Below are 16,965 nucleotides of genomic sequence, written 5' to 3' on the forward strand. Positions count from 1 at the left end.
GCCCGATAGCTTTCGGCATATTCGTTTTTCTTCCAACCGCCTACTAAGGAAACTCTAACATGGACGTTCAAGCAGCTCGTGAAATCGGCGCCGGTCTGGCAGTTATCGCTCTGGCAGGTGTCGGCGTTGGTATCGGCAACATCTTCTCTACGCTGGTCAGCACAATCGGCCGTAACCCAGCATCACGTGCAAACGTATTCGGTCTGGGCATGCTCGGCTTCGCTCTGACAGAAGCTGTTGCTCTGTTTGCTCTGCTGATCGCATTCCTGATCCTGTTCTCCTGAGGGTCAAAATGAACCGCATGCCACGCCTTTTCCTGTTCGTCGCTACGCTGGCGGCTGTGCCGGGCCAAGCCGTGGCTGCGGGCATGCCCCAGCTACGCTTCAATGACCATCTGGTCATTGGGCAGGTCGTCTGGGGTGCCGCCATCTTCATTGGCTTCTACCTCGTCCTGAGCCGCTCAGCCCTTCCAAAGGTTGAACGCGTTCTGACAAACCGTCGTAACCGTATCCAGAACGATCTGGATGTTGCACGACGCGCCAAGGCAGAAGCTGATGCGGCAAGCGCAGAGCTTCAAAAAGCACGTCATGACGCTGCCGCACAGGCACGTGCCAATGTCGAGCGCATCCAAAATGAGGCACGCGCTACTGCCGAGGCACATGCCCAAGCAGCTGCAAAGCGTTTGGAGGCCGAGATCGCTCAGGCCGAGGAACGCATCGCCCAATCCCGTAACACCGCTCTTGCAAGCTTGCCTGACATTGCAACCCAAACGGCGCAAACCGTCGTTGGCCGTTTGCTTGGTACAGATGCCAGCACCGCACAGGGTACGGCTATTTCTGACGCCGTCGCACGGGCACAAGCCTGAAGGAGGACATGATGTTCCACGAACCACGTTTCTGGACCGCACTGGCCTTCGTCCTTTTCTTCGTGATTTTTGGACGCAAGCTCTGGGCCGTCATCACGCATACGCTTGATGCACGCGCAGACCGCGTCCGTGCCGACCTTGACGAAGCATCTCGCCTGCGCCGCGAAGCCGAGCAAATGCTCGAAGACGCGACACGCGAGCGTGAAAAAACACTTGAAGAAACCAAGCAGATGATCGCCCGATCGGAAGCCGAAGCCGCAGCTGTGGCTGAGCGCGCCCGTCAGGATGCTCAAGAAGCTGCTGAACGTTACGAAGCCCAAGCTCGTGACCGTATTGAAGCCGCAGAGCGTGCAGCCCTGCGTGAAGTACGTGAACGCGCTACAGCCATTGCCATCAGCGCCGCACGCGACGTTGTTGCATCACACCTAGCATCCAGCCCTGAAGCTGCTGCTAAGCTTGTTGATGAGAGCCTCGCTGCATTGCCAGCATCGCTCCGCAAAGCCGCTGCTTAAAACTATGACAACAGCTGAGACCCGGGAAACTCCCTTAAAGGTGCCCGGGTCTTCGCCCTCTGATACGGTCTCTTCCCCTATGACTCAAAGCGCTCTCACGATCAGCATTGTCATGGCGGTTTTAAACGAGGCTGAGAATATTATCCCGGTTTGCCGGGAACTCGCCGCTACGCTTGAAAAGCTACCACCCTGCGAAATCGTCGCTGTGAATGACGGTAGCACTGACTTAACAGTCACCCGCTTGCTTGAAGCGCGCGATAACTTCCTGCCGCAACTCCGAATCATCAGCCACCCGAAGCGCCTCGGCAAATCCGCAGCTCTCCGCACAGGTATTGAAGCTGCCAAAGGGGAATGGATCGCTACGATTGATGGCGACGGACAAGATGATCCGACCTCTATCATTCACATGCTCTCCCTTGCACAGGCGCATCAGGGTGCAGCGCCATTGGTTGTCGGCGTGCGTCGCAAGCGGAGCGACCGCCTATCACGCCGCATCGCAACAAAATTCGCCAACGGCCTGCGGCAAAAACTGCTGAACGATGGTTGCCCTGACACTGGCGCACCTCTCAAACTCTTCTCGCGCGCTCTATTTCTACGGATCCCTCAATTTGAGGGAGTTCACCGCTTTCTGCCCGCGCTACTCGGCCATTATGGCGCACCACTTATCTGCTACGAAGTTCAGCATCGTTCCCGGCTGCACGGGCAATCCAAATATACGAACTTAAACCGCGCTTTAGTTGGCATCCGTGACCTACTAGGCGTGATGTGGCTCCAAAACAGGACCCACCTTCCCTCTCGCACGACCGAGCATTAAGATGTTCTGAGCCGCTCACAGCGGCTTTAATGCGTGCCCAAACCAGTGCTGAAACTGGTAAAATTGGAAATGCCTGCATGACATTGACCTTCCGTCATTACTTTCTCCTTGCATTAATGACGTTCACGCTGGCGCTTTCCGGGCGTATGTCTCTTCCTCCCCTCGACAGAGATGAACCGCGATACATGGAAGCATCTGAGCAGATGCTTTTATCCGGTAATTACGTTGACGTGCGCTTCCAAGACAAACCGCGCTATCTCCAGCCAGCGGGTATCTACTGGCTCGAGTCTTCCGTCGCCGCGACTGCGCAAAAGATTTTTGGTCCCTCAGTACTGCGCAAAACATGGCCTTATCGCGTACCCAGTCTCATTGCTGCATCATTGGCCGTACCCCTTACCGCATGGATCGGCAGTGTCCTTTTCAATGGTCTAACCGGTTTATGTGCTGCTGGCCTTTTGATGGTCTCAACACTCTTCGTCGCTGAAAGCCGCATGGCGACCATCGATACGGTTTTACTGCTTGATATCCTGACCGTCCAAGCCGCACTCCTACGCGCGTTCCGTGACCGGGAAAGCGATCGTACAACGTCCATACAAACGGCCCTGCTTTATTGGGCGGCGTGCGGTGTCGGCCTGATGCTCAAAGGGCCCGTCGTCCTCATTCCTGCGTTTGGGACACCGCTTACTTTTTGGCTGTCCGAGCGCGCCATCAAATCCGACAATGCACGCACTGGCCTTTTCAAACGGATGCGCCCTGCTTGGGGATGGCTTCTCATGCTGGCCGTTGTCATTCCGTGGTGCGTCGCTATTCAGGTAGTGAGCCACGGCCAATTTTTTTCAAAGGCTGTCGGGCATAATTTTCTGGGTAAAATTGGGCATGGTCAAGAATCCCATGGATTATTCCCGGGCTATCATCTCCTTGTTTTTGCCATCGCGTTCTGGCCGGGGTCATTTTTTGCAGCTCTTGCCTTACCTGCAATCTGGAAAAATCGCCTTACCCCCCAAGTCCGTTTTCTGCTGAGTTGGATCGTGCCGCACTGGCTCGTTTTTGAACTCATCGCCACCAAGCTGCCGCATTACGTTTTACCGACATACCCTGCCATTGCCATTCTAACGGCCGCTGCCTTGGTTTTCTGGCCGCAAATAACCGTAGGCCGTCTGGGAAAATACCTCCTTGGTTTTTACGGTACTGTGTGGGGAATTCTCGGAATCGCATTTTGCCTTGCAGGCAGCGTTTTAGTCTTCACGTTAGAGCACCGCGTTATTGCACAAGAGTTAATTGCCCTTGGTGGCTCTCTACCGCTCATGGTGTTGGCAATTTGGTTCATCTTCAAAAAAGCACGGCGCAATGCGCTGATCTGCGTCATGGGGGCTGCCATCTTAACGCATGCTGGTTTGTTTCTTGCGGTTATCCCAAATCTTCAAACTATTCGGTTGGCACCACGCGTTGCTGAACTCTTCCAAGCCGTTCAGCCTTGTGCTGACAGCACGTTAATCTCGACCTCGTACTCTGAACCTAGCCTCGTATTCCTTGCTGGCCCTAACACCCAACTCTTGGGCGCAGCTCCTGCTGCACAGTATTTATCAGGCCACAAAGAATGCAGCCTTGTTCTTGTCGACCGTAAAGACGAAGCCGCGTTTCGAAAAGCACTTGAGCAAACCGGAACGGAACTCACAGAATACGGCCGTATCAAGGGGCTGAATTATTCCAACGGTCACCATCTAGACTTAGGTTTGTTCGCTCCGCGCTGACGTAAGAAAAAAGCCTCCTAGGTTTGGGAGGCTTTTTCATCACTATCAGCCTGAGAAAGCCGCTTAGGAATGCTCTGCTTTTACAGCCTCTAAACGCGCAAGACGCTCTTCCAAAGCTGTAAAACGTTGTTCCGCCTTTTCCTGAGCTAAACGCGCACGGTTCAGCATTTCTTGAGTCGCCTCGAACTCATCGCGCCGCACCAAATCCAAACCATTAAGCACTTCGTCTACACGCGCCCGGACAATAGCGTGCACTTCCTCGCGCAGGCCGCTGGCGGCTGAAAGAGCATTGCCCGCAAAACCAGCAATATCATCGAAAAAACGTGCCTTAATTGACATGGGTACCACTCCTAAACACAATGCACTGTTCCACAATGGTGGTGAGCCAAAGCGCATTGCTTGGTTCGTAACGATAGAACGACTATACAGGAAGTATCGTCAGCGTCACGGCTGGCATTCTTTTATCGGTCACCACTTTTCATTTAGACCGAACTGCCGGAGCTTCCTGCCCATGAGCCACCCGCTCCTGTTTCCCGGTTTTGACCCGGTTGCTTTTCATTTAGGACCTTTAGCAGTGCGCTGGTACGCACTTGCTTACATGGCATCCTTTATCTTGGCATTGCCACTTGTAAAAAGATTATGCCGCCTCTCGCCTGCCATTGCCGACAGTGCTGCAGTCGATGATTTTTTATTTTACGGCATCATCGGCGTGCTATTGGGTGGCCGCCTAGGTTACGTTTTATTTTACCGACCTGATTTTTATCTGACGCATCCTGTCGAAATCCTGAAAACCTGGCAGGGAGGAATGTCTTTCCATGGCGGAGCACTGGGCGTCATTCTCATGCTCATCTGGTTTACATGGAAACGCAAAATCAACTTTCTTGCTTTTGCTGACCGTGTTGTGCCTGTCGTGCCTATCGGACTCGGACTCGGGCGGTGCGCAAATTTTGTTAATGGCGAGTTATGGGGACGCCCTGCTCCCGACAACCTCCCTTGGGCGATGATCTTCCCCACTGGTGGCCCGATACCCCGGCATCCATCAGAGCTTTACGAAGCCTTGACCGAAGGCTTGCTGCTTTTGATTGTCTTGCTCGTAGCGGCCCAACGGGAGAAAATCCGCAAGCATTACGGTGCACTCTCGGGCCTGTTCCTTGTAGGTTATGCCTGTGCGCGCAGCTTTTGTGAATTCTTCCGGGAACCCGATGCAAATATTGGATTCCTGCCAGGTGGAACCACCATGGGGCAACTCCTGTGCATTCCAATGGCTTTGGCTGGGATCGCGATTATAACCTATGCTTGGCGCCACCCACGTAAGGACGTGTCTCATGCCTGACGTCATTGTTCCGGACAGCGCGCTGCTCCGCTCTACGGCACTGCATGTCCCACATGCTTTCTTTACGCGCCTTGGTGGTGTTTCGCCTGCTCCGTTTGATAGCTTGAACGGCTCCTTATCATCTGTGGATGACCCAGAAAATATTCGGGAAAACCGCGCGCGGATCGCTCATACTCTAGGGGTACACCCCCAAAACCTGCTCGGATTAAAGCAAACTCACAGCGCTATCGTTCATACGATACGGCACGGTACTGAACATTGGCTTACTGGCCGCGGCCCCGAAGGAGACGCGCTGGTGACAGATTCCCCTGACATCGCTGTCAGTACCATCACGGCAGATTGTGGCCCTCTTCTATTGGCCTCGGCTGATGGGCGCATTGTCGGCGCAGCGCATGCCGGTTGGAGAGGTGCTGTCGGGGGAGTAATTGAAGCTGTTATCGACGGTATGCGTGCCATAGGCGCTGTGGACATACGCGCCGTTGTCGGCCCGTGCATCGGTAAAGACGTCTACGAAACGGGACAAGACATGTACGAGGCTGTCACGAAAATAGACTCCGAACGCGGCCCCCGTTTCTTCAGACCAGCCCCAAAAGAAGGGCATTTTTTATTCGATTTATCGGGCTATTGTGCGGACCGTTTGCGGGCCGCTGGCGTATCAGAAGTTCAAACGCTGAACGTCGACACGCTGACTGATGAACGATTTTTCAGCCACCGCCGCCGTACCCTTGCCGGAGGCGGCCATATCGGACACCAAGTATCGGCCATCAGACCGATCTAAAGAAAACCCTCCAAGCAATCATTGCTTGGAGGGTTTTTTGTTTTATGCGGCTTGCAGAGCAGTTCTTACACCGGCTTCCCATTCAGGATCAGCCTTGTGGAAAAGTGCTAGCTGACGCTCGATGATCTCTTGAGGCACTCCAGCCATGGCACCCGCAAAGTTACTGTAGAAGCGTTGCTTTTCTTCTGCATTAAACAGGCGGAAGAGCGCGCGTGGTTGCTCGAAATCGTCACCATCTGAGCGATGCTCGTAATACGCGGCATCCCCATTGATCTTCAGCGGTGGCTCGACAGCGTCTGGCGCTTCTACAGGTCCCGAGAACGAATTGGGCTCATAATACCCACCGTCTCCGGGCTCAGGAGCATCAAAGCGCATCGGACCATCCATGTGATAGTTCTTCACTGGAATTTTGGGCCGGTTCACAGGCAGCGTCTCATAGTGCGTTCCAACGCGGTAGCGGTGTGCATCTGCGTAGGCAAACAAACGGCCTTGCAGCATACGATCAGGTGAGAAGCCAATACCCGGCACAACATTGGACGGGGAGAAAGAGGATTGCTCAATCTCAGCGAAGTAATTGACCGAGTTGCGGTTTAATTCCATCACCCCGATCTCTTGCAGTGGATAGTCCGACTGCGACCAGACCTTCGTGATATCGAATGGATTGAAAGAGACGCGCTCAGCTTCGGCTTCGTCCATAATCTGGATGTACACTGTCCAACGGGGGAAGTCGCCTTGGTCAATCGCGTTGTACAGGTCTTCCTGTGCGCTTTCGCGGTTATTGGCGATGATCTTGGCAGCTTCTTCATTGGTCAGGTTGCGGATGCCCTGCTGGGTCTTGAAGTGGAACTTCACCCAGAAACGCTCACCCTCACGGTTCCACAGTGAGAAGGTGTGGCTCCCGAAGCCGTGCATGTGGCGGTAGCTTTGAGGAAGTCCGCGATCCGAGAACAGGATTGCAACCTGATGCAACGTCTCTGGGCTAAGTGACCAGAAGTCCCACATAGCCGTCGGTGAACGCAGGTTCGTACGAGGATGGCGCTTTTGTGTGTGGATGAAATCAGGGAATTTGATCGGATCCCGCACAAAGAAGACTGGCGTATTGTTACCAACAAGGTCCCAGTTGCCGTCATCCGTGTAAAATTTGACGGAAAAACCGCGTACGTCCCGCTCAGCGTCAGCGGCACCGCGCTCACCTGCGACGGTAGAGAAGCGGGTCAGAAGGTCAGTTTTTTTACCAACTTCTGAGAAGATCGAAGCGCAGCTATAGCGCGTAATGTCTTGGGTAACGGTGAATGTTCCAAAAGCACCCGAACCTTTTGCGTGCACGGTCCGCTCAGGGATACGCTCACGGTTCTGATGAGCTAACTTTTCCAACAGCTGATAATTTTCCAGCAGCAAGGGCCCACGCGGACCTGCAGTCTTGCTGTCTTGGTTATTGCCCCAAGGGGCGCCTGCTGTCGTACGGATAATGTTGCGCTCAACCATCATCACACCTCTTGTTTCTCTGTTGAGCCAACCTCTACCGAAAGCAGGAAAAATCTAGAAACCGATTAATTTTATTTTTTTAAAAGGTTTCACCTATTTGTAATATCCATCACGATGCCGTTAAGTTTTGACATAAGTCGTTCTTTATTACGGCTTAAAGGCTTAGAGTGTTCGTGAGCGCGAGATGCGGTCTTTATTGAAGGAGCATAGCAGGGCGATGCTGGTCTACAGCCCCATTACGATGACGCTTTCTATGCCCTTTAACCGCTCTATTCGCGCCCTTCATTTTCAATCCCGCGTAGATGGCGCCGCCGATACTGACGGCTTGTCGCGCTTTCCCGCCGTGTCGCGAGTCCAAGCATGGTTTCGGCCATACTTTCCGGCCACGCTCGCGCGGTCAATGAGGCACTGAAGATTATGACGTTCACCGTCGGACATTACCTTGCAGAACGCCTGACTCAGATCGGGCTTAAGCACCATTTTGCCGTTGCAGGCGATTACAATCTCGTTCTTCTGGACCAGCTCATTGAGCATGGCGGAACACAGCAGATTTATAGCTGCAACGAACTTAATTGCAGCTTCTCGGCTGAGGGTTATGCGCGCTCAAACGGTGCAGCATGCGCCATTGTAACGTTCAGCGTCGGAGCAATTTCCGCCATGAACGGTATTGGCGGTGCTTACGCTGAAAACCTTCCGGTAATTCTGGTTTCTGGTGCCCCAAATACAAACGACCACGGCTCCGGTCATGTCTTGCATCACACAATTGGCCTCACCGATTACTCCTACCAGCGTGAGATGGTACGCCATGTTACTGTAGCGGCTGAAATCATCGTTTCCGCTGAAAATGCCCCTGCCCAGATTGACCACGTCATTCGCACGGCATTGCGCGAAAAAAAGCCTGCTTACCTCGAAATCGCCTGTAACATCGCTGGCGCACCCTGTGTCAAACCCGGCCCCATCTCAACATTGTTCTCAAGCCAACCTGTTGATGACACAAGCCTAAATGCCGCCTTAGAAGCCAGCCTCTCCTTCTTGGAAAAGCGTGAAAAGGTCGTCATTCTAATTGGCAACAAACTCAAATCCGCTGGCGCGCTGAAAGAAGCCGTCGCCCTAGCTGAGCGACTCGGCTGTGCCGTAACGGTGATGAGCGCGGCTAAAAGCCTCTTTTCCGAAGCCCACCCGCAATTCCGCGGCGTTTACTGGGGTGAGGTCAGCAGCGAAGGTACAGAAAAAATCGTCGAAGGCGCTGACGGCGTCATCACGCTTGGCCCAGTTTGGAACGACTATGCCTCCGTCGGCTGGCGCAAGCTGGTCCGGGGCGAAAACGTGATTGAAGTCAATCCAGAGAGCGTGACGGTCGATAATCAGCAATTTGCTGGTATTCCCCTCAAAGCGTTTGTCAGCGCGCTTGCAGAAAAGGCACCATCAAAACCCGCTTCGGCAACAGATGCCTACAAGCCTCTGAGCATCGCCCCTGCAGCCCCTGATGCGAAGCTCACAAACGACGAGCTCACCCGCCAAATCAACGGCCTTATCGATGGCAATACTACCCTTTTTGCTGAGACCGGGGATTCGTGGTTCAACGCGACTCGCATGAACCTTCCTGATGGGACACGTGTCGAATCTGAAATGCAGTGGGGTCACATTGGTTGGAGTGTCCCTTCTGTCTTCGGAAGTGCTGTTGCTGCGCCGGAACGCCGCCATGTGCTGATGGTTGGGGATGGGTCTTTCCAGCTTACAGCCCAAGAAGTAGCTCAGATGATCCGCTACGAGGTGCCGGTCATCATCTTCTTGATCAATAACTACGGCTACGTCATTGAAATTAAAATCCATGACGGCCCGTATAATTACATTCAAAACTGGAACTACGCGAAACTGATGGAAGCCTTCAATGGCGGCACAGGAGCAGAAGACGGATCTCTACGCGGTGGTCAAGCTTTGGGTTTGACAGCGTCCACCGGGGCAGAGCTCAAAGCCGCGATTAAAGAAGCGCAGAAACACACACGCGGCCCAACACTCATCGAATGTCGCCTCGACCGTGCAGATTGCACTAAAGAGCTCGTCGAATGGGGTAAGCAGGTCGCAAAGGCAAACTCACGTAAGCCGCAAGCCTAAGCTCTCTCTAAATGCCGGCGAGTAAGTGTCTCGCCGGCACACTGAGCTAGAAAATACTCTTGTTCAGCCTAAACCCGCCTGAAGTTTAGGCAGGATTTCAAACAAATCCCCAACGATTCCGTAATCAGCAGATTGGAAAATCGGGGCCTCTGGGTCCTTATTGATGGCCACAATCACCTTACTATCCTTCATCCCCGCAAGATGCTGGATAGCGCCAGAAATACCGACTGCGATATAAAGCTCAGGGGCAACAATTTTACCTGTCTGCCCAACCTGAAGCTCGTTGGGAACGAAGCCCGCATCTACCGCAGCACGCGAAGCACCGACTGCTGCGCCCAATTTATCCGCCAAAGACTCCAACAGTTTGAAGTTTTCAGCATTTTGCATACCGCGACCACCGGATACGACAACGCGCGCGGCATCAAGTTCCGGCCTGTCAGACTGTGACAATTGTACCGATACGATATCAGACAATGGCGATGTTAGATCGTTGGACAAAACAACGATTTCAGCCGCTCCACCCTCTGTGCCTACGGGATCAAAGTGAGCAGGGCGGATGGTAAGCACCTTGTGCTTGTCTGTTGAGCGCACCGTTGCCAACGCATTACCAGCATAAATGGGCCGAATGAATGTTTCTTGATCAAGGATAGAAACAACGTCTGGTATTGGCTGCACATCAATCAACGCTGCTGCACGAGGCAGAATGTTTTTTGTGCTGGCAGATGCCGCCCCGATAATATGGGTATAATCAGCTGATAGGGCCGCAATAAGTGCTGCTACAGGCTCAGCCAATCCCTTCAATGCACCATCACACGGAAGGTGGAGAACTTTCCGGACAGAAGGGAAACGTGCAGCAGCCTCAGCAGAAGCTCCCAACAGTAGGACGTCAACCTCCCCTAACTGCGCTGCCGCTGCAATTGCTGAACGAGAAGATTGGCGAATATCGTTATTTTCGTATTCTACAAGAACTAAGGCGGTCACGTTCAAATCACCTTTGCTTCATTGCGCAATTTTTCAATAAGTTCTTCTACGCTGCCAAGAACAGCACCAGCTTGACGAGCTGCTGGCTCCGCAACGCTCACAACCGTCAAACGTGGTGCTACGTCGACGTTAAGATCAGCAATGCTGAGCGTTGTAAGAGGTTTTTTACGCGCTTTCATGATATTTGGCAGCGATGCGTAACGGGGCTCGTTTAAGCGCAAGTCCGCCGTAACGATAGCAGGCAGTTTTAACTGGACCGTTTCCAGTCCACCATCAACCTCACGGGTAACTTTGGCGTTCTCGTTTTCAATAACCACTTCACTCGCAAAAGTGCCCTGGCCCCATCCGAGAAGACCGGCCAACATCTGGCCTGTAGCATTCATGTCATCATCAATTGCTTGCTTTCCGAGTATAACCAAATCAGGCTTTTCGGTCAGGACAATCTCTTTTAGTGCTTTTGCAATACCCAGCGGCTCCACCGCTTCGTCCGTCGTAACAAGAATTGCGCGGTCAACGCCCATTGCCAAGGCTGTACGCAAGACTTCTTGAGCAGCCTGCGGCCCAATCGACACCGCAACAATCTCAGAAGCATCACCGCGCTCCTTCAAACGCACGGCCTCTTCGATAGCGTTTTCATCAAATGGATTAAGCGACATTTTAACGCCGCTAGTTTCTACACCAGAGCCATCAGCTTTGACGCGAATTTTAACATTATAATCAATAACCCTTTTCACGGGCACTAAGACTTTTATCCCCACGAGCTGTTCGTTCCCATAAAATAATGAAGCCGACTGATATAAGACGCATATTGTATACGATAGTCAAATAAAAAGGGCTGAAAAAATCAGCCCTTTGGTACATATAATTTATTATTCCAACATGAAAAATCAGATACGCACCCGTGTCAAAATAGGCCCCAGAACAGCAAGCGCGATCATCAAAAATACCGGGAATATAAATAGTTTTCCTATGCCGAGCATGCTTACAATCAATGTAAATATTGCCGGCCCCAACAAGGTGCCGCAATACCCAACGAAAAACACAATGCCTATATTTTTACCCTGATTTTCTGGGTCTTTACTCCCGGCACATGAAACAATCAAAGGAGTTAGGCACGAAACCCCGATACCAATTAAACTAAAACCAATAATGGCGGCAGCATGTGATGGAATAAAATTGGCGCAGGACATACCCACCAAAGCCAAGAACGCACTTGATATAATCGTTAACGGACGACCAATCCTTCTAGCAATAGAATCACCGAATAACCGACCGACGAACTCAGCGCCTGTAAAACAACTAATCGCAATACCAGCTACAGAAGAAGTCGTACCAATATGGCGGCGCATGAATTCCTGCCCCCAATCCGTGACCGCACTCTCCGTAGCTACGCTACTTAATAATAAAGCCCCGAACCCGACCATCAGGCCTAGGACAACCCATTGATACCCTTTTTTATGGTTAATATTCGCATCTTTAATAATAATATTCTGGTCTTCCGTAATATCGTTTTTACTTAGAAAATTCTTATTTAACCCAATGGCAGCGCATAAACATAAGGCTCCCATCAACGCAAAATCGTAAAAGGGTGACGCAGGGAAATATCCCGCGAAATAACTACCAATCAAGCCATATAAAAAACCACCAAAAGCAAAACATGCATGAAACTCAGACATGATTGTTCGCCCATAGAAACGTTCAATCTGCACGCCATGGGTGTTCAAACTCGTATCACAAGCTCCGCGCAGGGTGCCGAACACAATTCCAATTAAAAGGGCTGAAATGTAGCTATTTGAGGCACCGAAAGGAAAGAATGACATACCGTAAAAAAGCAAAGCGCATGCCAAAACAATGCGTGCGCCAAAAGCATCAATCAATCGTCCTGTGAGTAACGCTCCAACAGTGGAACCTACACCCATGCCCAATGCGATCATTCCAAAATAGAAATCACCGCTATTACCGTCCAAAGACGTATGAAAGCGTAAGGCCGATACGCCTGTAGACCAAGCGTAAAAACTCGCACCAAAAGTCATGAACGCAATAGAATTTGCCAGTCGTGCCCGCCGTATATGCTTCGGTATTTCTCGTACGGTAGAAAGACTCAGATCGTTATGAGACATTACTCCCTCTGCCAGAGGGGCTGTATCGTGATCGGTCAAAACAGCTATTTCGGGCATATTTTGCTCCTTAATCATAACGATCAAATTTCACATATTAAAATAATAGAAATTCGATTCTTAAAAACTCTGGCCAATACTTGTGAAATAAATACTGGCCCCCAAAACTATAATTTTACACCGCCCCGACGGAGAAAAGCGGCTTACCGAGCTTGTCCGTATCAATATCGATACCAAGGCCCGGAGCAGTCGGGGCTGAGCCAAAGCCATTTTGTGATTTTGGCGCATAGCCAGCTAAGTGGCCGTCAGTCCAGTCGTTGAAAAACGGCGTCATAAGCAATGATGTCGGGCGTGTTGTCGCGGCAATATGGCTTGTAGCCGCAGTGATAATGTCACCACCCCACATATCCTCAACCGACACCGCCATATTGAGGTCTTGCAGCAGATCTCTAGCCCGCAAAACATTGGTAAGGCCGCCCAATTTCCCAAATTTCAAATTAATTGAAACGGCATTTCCTTCGTATTTTGCCCGGAATACATCGTCTTGGCACACTATGGATTCGTCTAACACCAGCGGTACGCTTGAACCCCGATGCGCTAAAATGCAATCTGTCGTGGATCGGCAGGGTTGCTCAACATAAACAGGCAATCCCTCAAGACCTGCTATTGCTATTTTAGCAGAGGCCAAAGACCAGCCACCGTTTGAGTCAGCAACTATGACCGTCTCATTATCACCAGCAGCGGAACAAGCTTTGGCTCTGGCAACATCCTCAAGAGGGTTATTACCAACCTTCAACTGGAAGCGGTTAATGCCAAAGCTGCGTCTTTTTCTAATAAAATCGGCCATTGATTCAGCTGTCCCCAGTGGAACAGCCTCATAAATTGGAAAACGCTCATTAATCACGCCACCAATCAAAGCAGAGATCGGACGATTGAGAGATTTTCCCAATATATCCCAGCATGCAATATCTATTGGGCTTTTCGCAAACTCTTGCCCCATTAGCGTCGAGTTCATAATCTGGTTAATCAATAAAATATTGGATGGGTCTTTTCCAATAATCGCTTCCCCCAAGTCCTTTAAGGCCGTACGAATGCCTTCAGGAAAAGTCGGAAGATAAACTTTACCGAGGGTCGTTATTTCCCCCCACCCCTCAATACCTTCATCCGTGCGTATGCGAACTACCGTTCCATCCTCTGTATCGGCCACGCGATCGCCGGACATAACATACTGCCCATGGGCATAACCAACCCGGTAAGAGTAAACATCAATCCCGACGATACGCATGGTCAACTCTTTCTAAAACGTTAGGAACTCAAATTTTATGCAAACCACAAAAAATTTTAACACGATTCGAATGATTATATATCGAATACGTTATATTACGAGAGCGGAAGGCAATAAATCTGTCGGCATATTTTGATAGCAAACAGGCCGTAGAAAACGCTCTATCGCGCCCGTGCCTACAGAGGTTGTCCTAACATCGCTCGTCGCAGGGAAAGGCCCACCATGCACCATGGTTTCACAAACCTCTACGCCTGTAGGCCAACTATTCGCCAGGATACGCCCTGCTTTTAGCTCAAGGATAGGCAACAATGTGCGCGCATCTTCGATATCACCCTCGCGAAGATGGAGCGTGGCGGTCAGCTGACCTTCCAAGCCCGCACTCAACTTCCTAAGCGTGGCCATGTCATCACATTCCACAACCAAGGATGATGCGCCAAAAACTTCGTGTGATAGGCTTTTATCCGCCATAAAAGAGTGGGCGTCCGTTGCAAAAAGCGCAGACTGACATGCATTCAGCCCACCTTCAGGCCCGCGAGCAACGAGACTGACTTTATCATTCTCAATAAGCTCCGCGACCCCGGCACTATAATTCGCATAAATACCGGACGTCAGCATTGTTGTAGCTGCAATATTCTTAAGCTCTTTTGCAGCACTCTTGATAAAGAGTTCCAAATCAGGACCCGCAACACCCAAAATGAGACCCGGATTGGTACAGAACTGCCCTGCCCCCATGGTAAGTGACGCAGCAAACCCTTTTCCCAACTCTTCAGCACTATTTTTCAAGGCCTGAGGGAAAAGATAAACAGGGTTAATACTGCTCATTTCCGCGTAGACAGGGATTGGAACTGGGCGATTAGACGCAATCTCGCTTAGGGCTAATCCACCGGCTCTTGAGCCCGTGAAACCAACAGCCGCGATCTCTGGGTTTTTCACCAATGCCGCACCGATCTCATGTCCTGTTCCGCCTAAAAGCGAGAAGACACCCTCGGGCAAGCCGCAGTGCTGAACTGCACGTTGAATAGCCCGCCCCACCATTTCACTACAGCCAGGGTGAGCCGGATGAGCCCGCACGACTACAGGGCAACCTGCAGCCAAAGCAGAAGCCGTGTCACCCCCGGCAACAGAAAAGGCCAACGGGAAATTACTTGCACCAAAGACCGCTACCGGCCCCACGGCGATTCTGACCTGCCGCATGTCGGGCCGCGGTAATGGTGCCCTATCTGGCAATGCCCGATCAAATTTTGCTTGCTGAAACTCGCCCTTGCGCAACACCTCTGCAAACATTCTGAGCTGGCCTGTCGTACGCCCGCGCTCACCGGTAATGCGTGCAGGCGGCAACGCGGTTTCAGCGCAAGTTCGTTCTATAAGCGCGTCGCCACAGGCCTCAATTTCTAACGCAATTTGCTCAAGAAACTCAGCTCTCACGTTTGGTTTTAAATTTCTGAATGTTTGATATGCTTTACCAGCAAGCTCACATGCGAGCCGGACATCCTCTTCTGTGGCGCACGAGAACGACGTATCGAGTGCCTCTCCCGTAGCTGGGTTTTCAGCAGCAAAGGTTCTTTCTCTTTTTACGAAAGATGAACCTATAATTAGATCCCCGGTGAGCATGGTAAGCATCCTGACAATTTCGTTAAATACTTTTCCCGCTTGTAATCCTCGAGAAAAGCAATCTCCAAGAGTAGAATAAATATAGTATACCCTTGGAGCGCGGTCATATCTCGGCAAATCTGACTTTAGATCAGATCAAACCGAATTATTGAGGTGCATATTCCTGAACTGCACCTGAAAGCTTAGACCAATGTGAATACCATTTATTAAAAAGATCAAATTGATTTTGAACGTAGCCTTTTTGACTTTCAGTCAAATTATCTGTTTCATTAAAATTAAGTGTATATTCAAGCTCTCCCTTTAAAACCATCATATGCTTGAAATAAAGCACTAGGTCAGGACCTTCATCGAAGGATGACAAAATAGCCAGAGCCTGCTCCAACTCCAGCGCGCGCTGGCGTGCATCCGGGTCACCCTTAGCTGCCGCACGAGCAAGATTGCTCAAATGGATAACTTCCTTCGGCAGTACGTTGCCAATGCCTGTAATAGCACCAGCGGCACCACAATTTACAAAGCCATGGAACACAGCTGTATCGACACCAATGGTCAGTGCAACATTATCTTCTGCACTTGTAATTGCTTCTGCCGCGTAACGCATGTCATCAGCGCCACCGAACTCCTTGAAACCAATCAGGTTCGGGTGCTCTGCACGAAGCGCAAAGAAGAGATCCGCGCGTGTTGCAAAGCCATAGTATGGGCTGTTGTAAATCACCGCTGGCAGGTCAGGCGCTGCACTTAAAATGGCTTTAAAATGAGCTTTTTGCGCAGAAATGACAGATCCACGGGAAAGCACGCGCGGGATCACCATAAGACCTTGAGCACCAACTTCTTGCGCATGCTTGGCATGAGCTACTGCAGATGCAGTATTGACCGCCCCCGTCCCTACGATAACCGGCACACCAGCTTCAACCAAGCGGGCGACACCTTCCATACGCTCTGCATCTGTTAGGAGGGGCCAGTCACCCATCGAGCCACAATAAACGACAGCCGACATACCTTGCTTGATAAGCTCAAGACCTTTGCGCACCAGCGCGTCAAAATCAGGTGTACGATCTGCTTTGCAGGGTGTCATCAGCGCTGGAATGACACCAGAAAAAATACTCATTCTAAGATCCTTTTTCTCCCGGAGGCAGCGCGACCTTGGCAGCCAACCCGACGATATATCTACGCTTTAACCCCAGCGCACCACACATGGCAAGAAGAAAGTATACGTTTTAACGTATAATTTCTTAAACAAAGAATCCGACCGTGATTTTGGACAATCCGATTTTCTCTCAGTTCTCAAAACACAAAAAAAGCGCCCCGGAATCCGGGGCGC

Annotated in this window: 16 protein-coding genes; 8 read left to right on the forward strand and 8 right to left on the reverse strand. The window is 51.2% G+C overall.

Features of this window, described 5'->3' with window-relative positions; translation table 11 throughout:
* Positions 1–59 precede the first annotated feature (59 nt).
* The 5 genes from D5366_RS04020 (at position 60) to D5366_RS04040 (ending at position 3,942) form a co-directional block, all read left to right on the forward strand.
* Positions 60–284: an ATP synthase subunit C family protein gene (locus D5366_RS04020; RefSeq protein WP_068171963.1), complete on the forward strand. Its 225-nt coding sequence runs from the start codon at positions 60–62 to the stop codon at positions 282–284.
* 8 nt (positions 285–292) lie between these two features.
* On the forward strand, positions 293–865 hold the full coding sequence (locus D5366_RS04025; protein ID WP_141492394.1) for a F0F1 ATP synthase subunit B family protein: 573 nt from the start codon (positions 293–295) through the stop codon (positions 863–865).
* Positions 866–876: 11 nt separating this feature from the next.
* Positions 877–1,377, forward strand: coding sequence for a F0F1 ATP synthase subunit B family protein (locus tag D5366_RS04030; RefSeq protein WP_141493812.1), 501 nt, complete (start codon positions 877–879; stop codon positions 1,375–1,377).
* Between the two features lie 79 nt (positions 1,378–1,456).
* Entirely contained in the window at positions 1,457–2,191 is a 735-nt protein-coding gene (locus D5366_RS04035; protein ID WP_141492395.1) for a glycosyltransferase family 2 protein, read from the forward strand.
* Positions 2,192–2,268: 77 nt separating this feature from the next.
* Positions 2,269–3,942, forward strand: a complete 1,674-nt coding sequence (locus D5366_RS04040) for an ArnT family glycosyltransferase (RefSeq protein WP_141492396.1) — start codon at positions 2,269–2,271, stop codon at positions 3,940–3,942.
* Between the two features lie 63 nt (positions 3,943–4,005).
* Here the strand turns inward: D5366_RS04040 and D5366_RS04045 are convergent, their stop codons facing one another.
* On the reverse strand, positions 4,006–4,281 hold the full coding sequence (locus D5366_RS04045; RefSeq protein WP_141492397.1) for an accessory factor UbiK family protein: 276 nt from the start codon (positions 4,279–4,281) through the stop codon (positions 4,006–4,008).
* A 172-nt stretch (positions 4,282–4,453) separates the two neighbouring features.
* Here D5366_RS04045 and lgt point away from each other — a divergent pair, with 172 nt between their 5' ends.
* Positions 4,454–5,275 carry a prolipoprotein diacylglyceryl transferase gene (gene lgt, locus D5366_RS04050; protein ID WP_170211041.1) on the forward strand — a complete coding sequence of 274 codons (822 nt, stop codon included), beginning with the start codon at positions 4,454–4,456 and terminating at the stop codon, positions 5,273–5,275.
* Positions 5,268–6,053, forward strand: coding sequence for a peptidoglycan editing factor PgeF (gene pgeF / locus D5366_RS04055; RefSeq protein ID WP_141492398.1), 786 nt, complete (start codon positions 5,268–5,270; stop codon positions 6,051–6,053). The genes lgt and pgeF overlap by 8 nt, the downstream gene beginning before the upstream one ends.
* A gap of 42 nt (positions 6,054–6,095) precedes the next feature.
* Here the strand turns inward: pgeF and D5366_RS04060 are convergent, their stop codons facing one another.
* Positions 6,096–7,538 carry a catalase gene (locus tag D5366_RS04060; RefSeq protein WP_141493814.1) on the reverse strand — a complete coding sequence of 481 codons (1,443 nt, stop codon included), beginning with the start codon at positions 7,536–7,538 and terminating at the stop codon, positions 6,096–6,098.
* A gap of 417 nt (positions 7,539–7,955) precedes the next feature.
* Here D5366_RS04060 and D5366_RS04065 point away from each other — a divergent pair, with 417 nt between their 5' ends.
* On the forward strand, positions 7,956–9,653 hold the full coding sequence (locus D5366_RS04065) for an alpha-keto acid decarboxylase family protein (protein ID WP_141493815.1): 1,698 nt from the start codon (positions 7,956–7,958) through the stop codon (positions 9,651–9,653).
* A 63-nt stretch (positions 9,654–9,716) separates the two neighbouring features.
* On the opposite strand, the gene D5366_RS04070 is transcribed toward D5366_RS04065, so the two are convergent.
* The 6 genes from D5366_RS04070 to D5366_RS04095 all read right to left on the reverse strand — a co-directional run bounded on the left by D5366_RS04070 (position 9,717) and on the right by D5366_RS04095 (position 16,752).
* Positions 9,717–10,634 carry an FAD-binding protein gene (locus tag D5366_RS04070; protein WP_141492399.1) on the reverse strand — a complete coding sequence of 306 codons (918 nt, stop codon included), beginning with the start codon at positions 10,632–10,634 and terminating at the stop codon, positions 9,717–9,719.
* Between the two features lie 2 nt (positions 10,635–10,636).
* Positions 10,637–11,386 (reverse strand): electron transfer flavoprotein subunit beta/FixA family protein, encoded by a 750-nt coding sequence (locus D5366_RS04075; protein ID WP_141493816.1) that lies wholly within the window; start codon positions 11,384–11,386, stop codon positions 10,637–10,639.
* Between the two features lie 135 nt (positions 11,387–11,521).
* A complete protein-coding gene (locus D5366_RS04080) occupies positions 11,522–12,811 on the reverse strand; it encodes an MFS transporter (protein WP_170211042.1) in 1,290 nt (429 codons plus the stop codon).
* A gap of 115 nt (positions 12,812–12,926) precedes the next feature.
* Entirely contained in the window at positions 12,927–14,036 is a 1,110-nt protein-coding gene (locus D5366_RS04085; protein WP_141492401.1) for a mandelate racemase/muconate lactonizing enzyme family protein, read from the reverse strand.
* A 90-nt stretch (positions 14,037–14,126) separates the two neighbouring features.
* Positions 14,127–15,647, reverse strand: coding sequence for an aldehyde dehydrogenase (NADP(+)) (locus D5366_RS04090; RefSeq protein ID WP_141492402.1), 1,521 nt, complete (start codon positions 15,645–15,647; stop codon positions 14,127–14,129).
* 145 nt (positions 15,648–15,792) lie between these two features.
* The gene (locus D5366_RS04095; protein ID WP_141492403.1) at positions 15,793–16,752 is read right to left on the reverse strand and encodes a dihydrodipicolinate synthase family protein; all 960 of its coding nucleotides are present in this window, start codon (positions 16,750–16,752) and stop codon (positions 15,793–15,795) included.
* Between the last annotated feature and the right edge of the window lie 213 nt (positions 16,753–16,965).

The sequence above is a fragment of the Neokomagataea tanensis genome (assembly GCF_006542335.1).
GTDB lineage: Bacteria > Pseudomonadota > Alphaproteobacteria > Acetobacterales > Acetobacteraceae > Gluconobacter > Gluconobacter tanensis.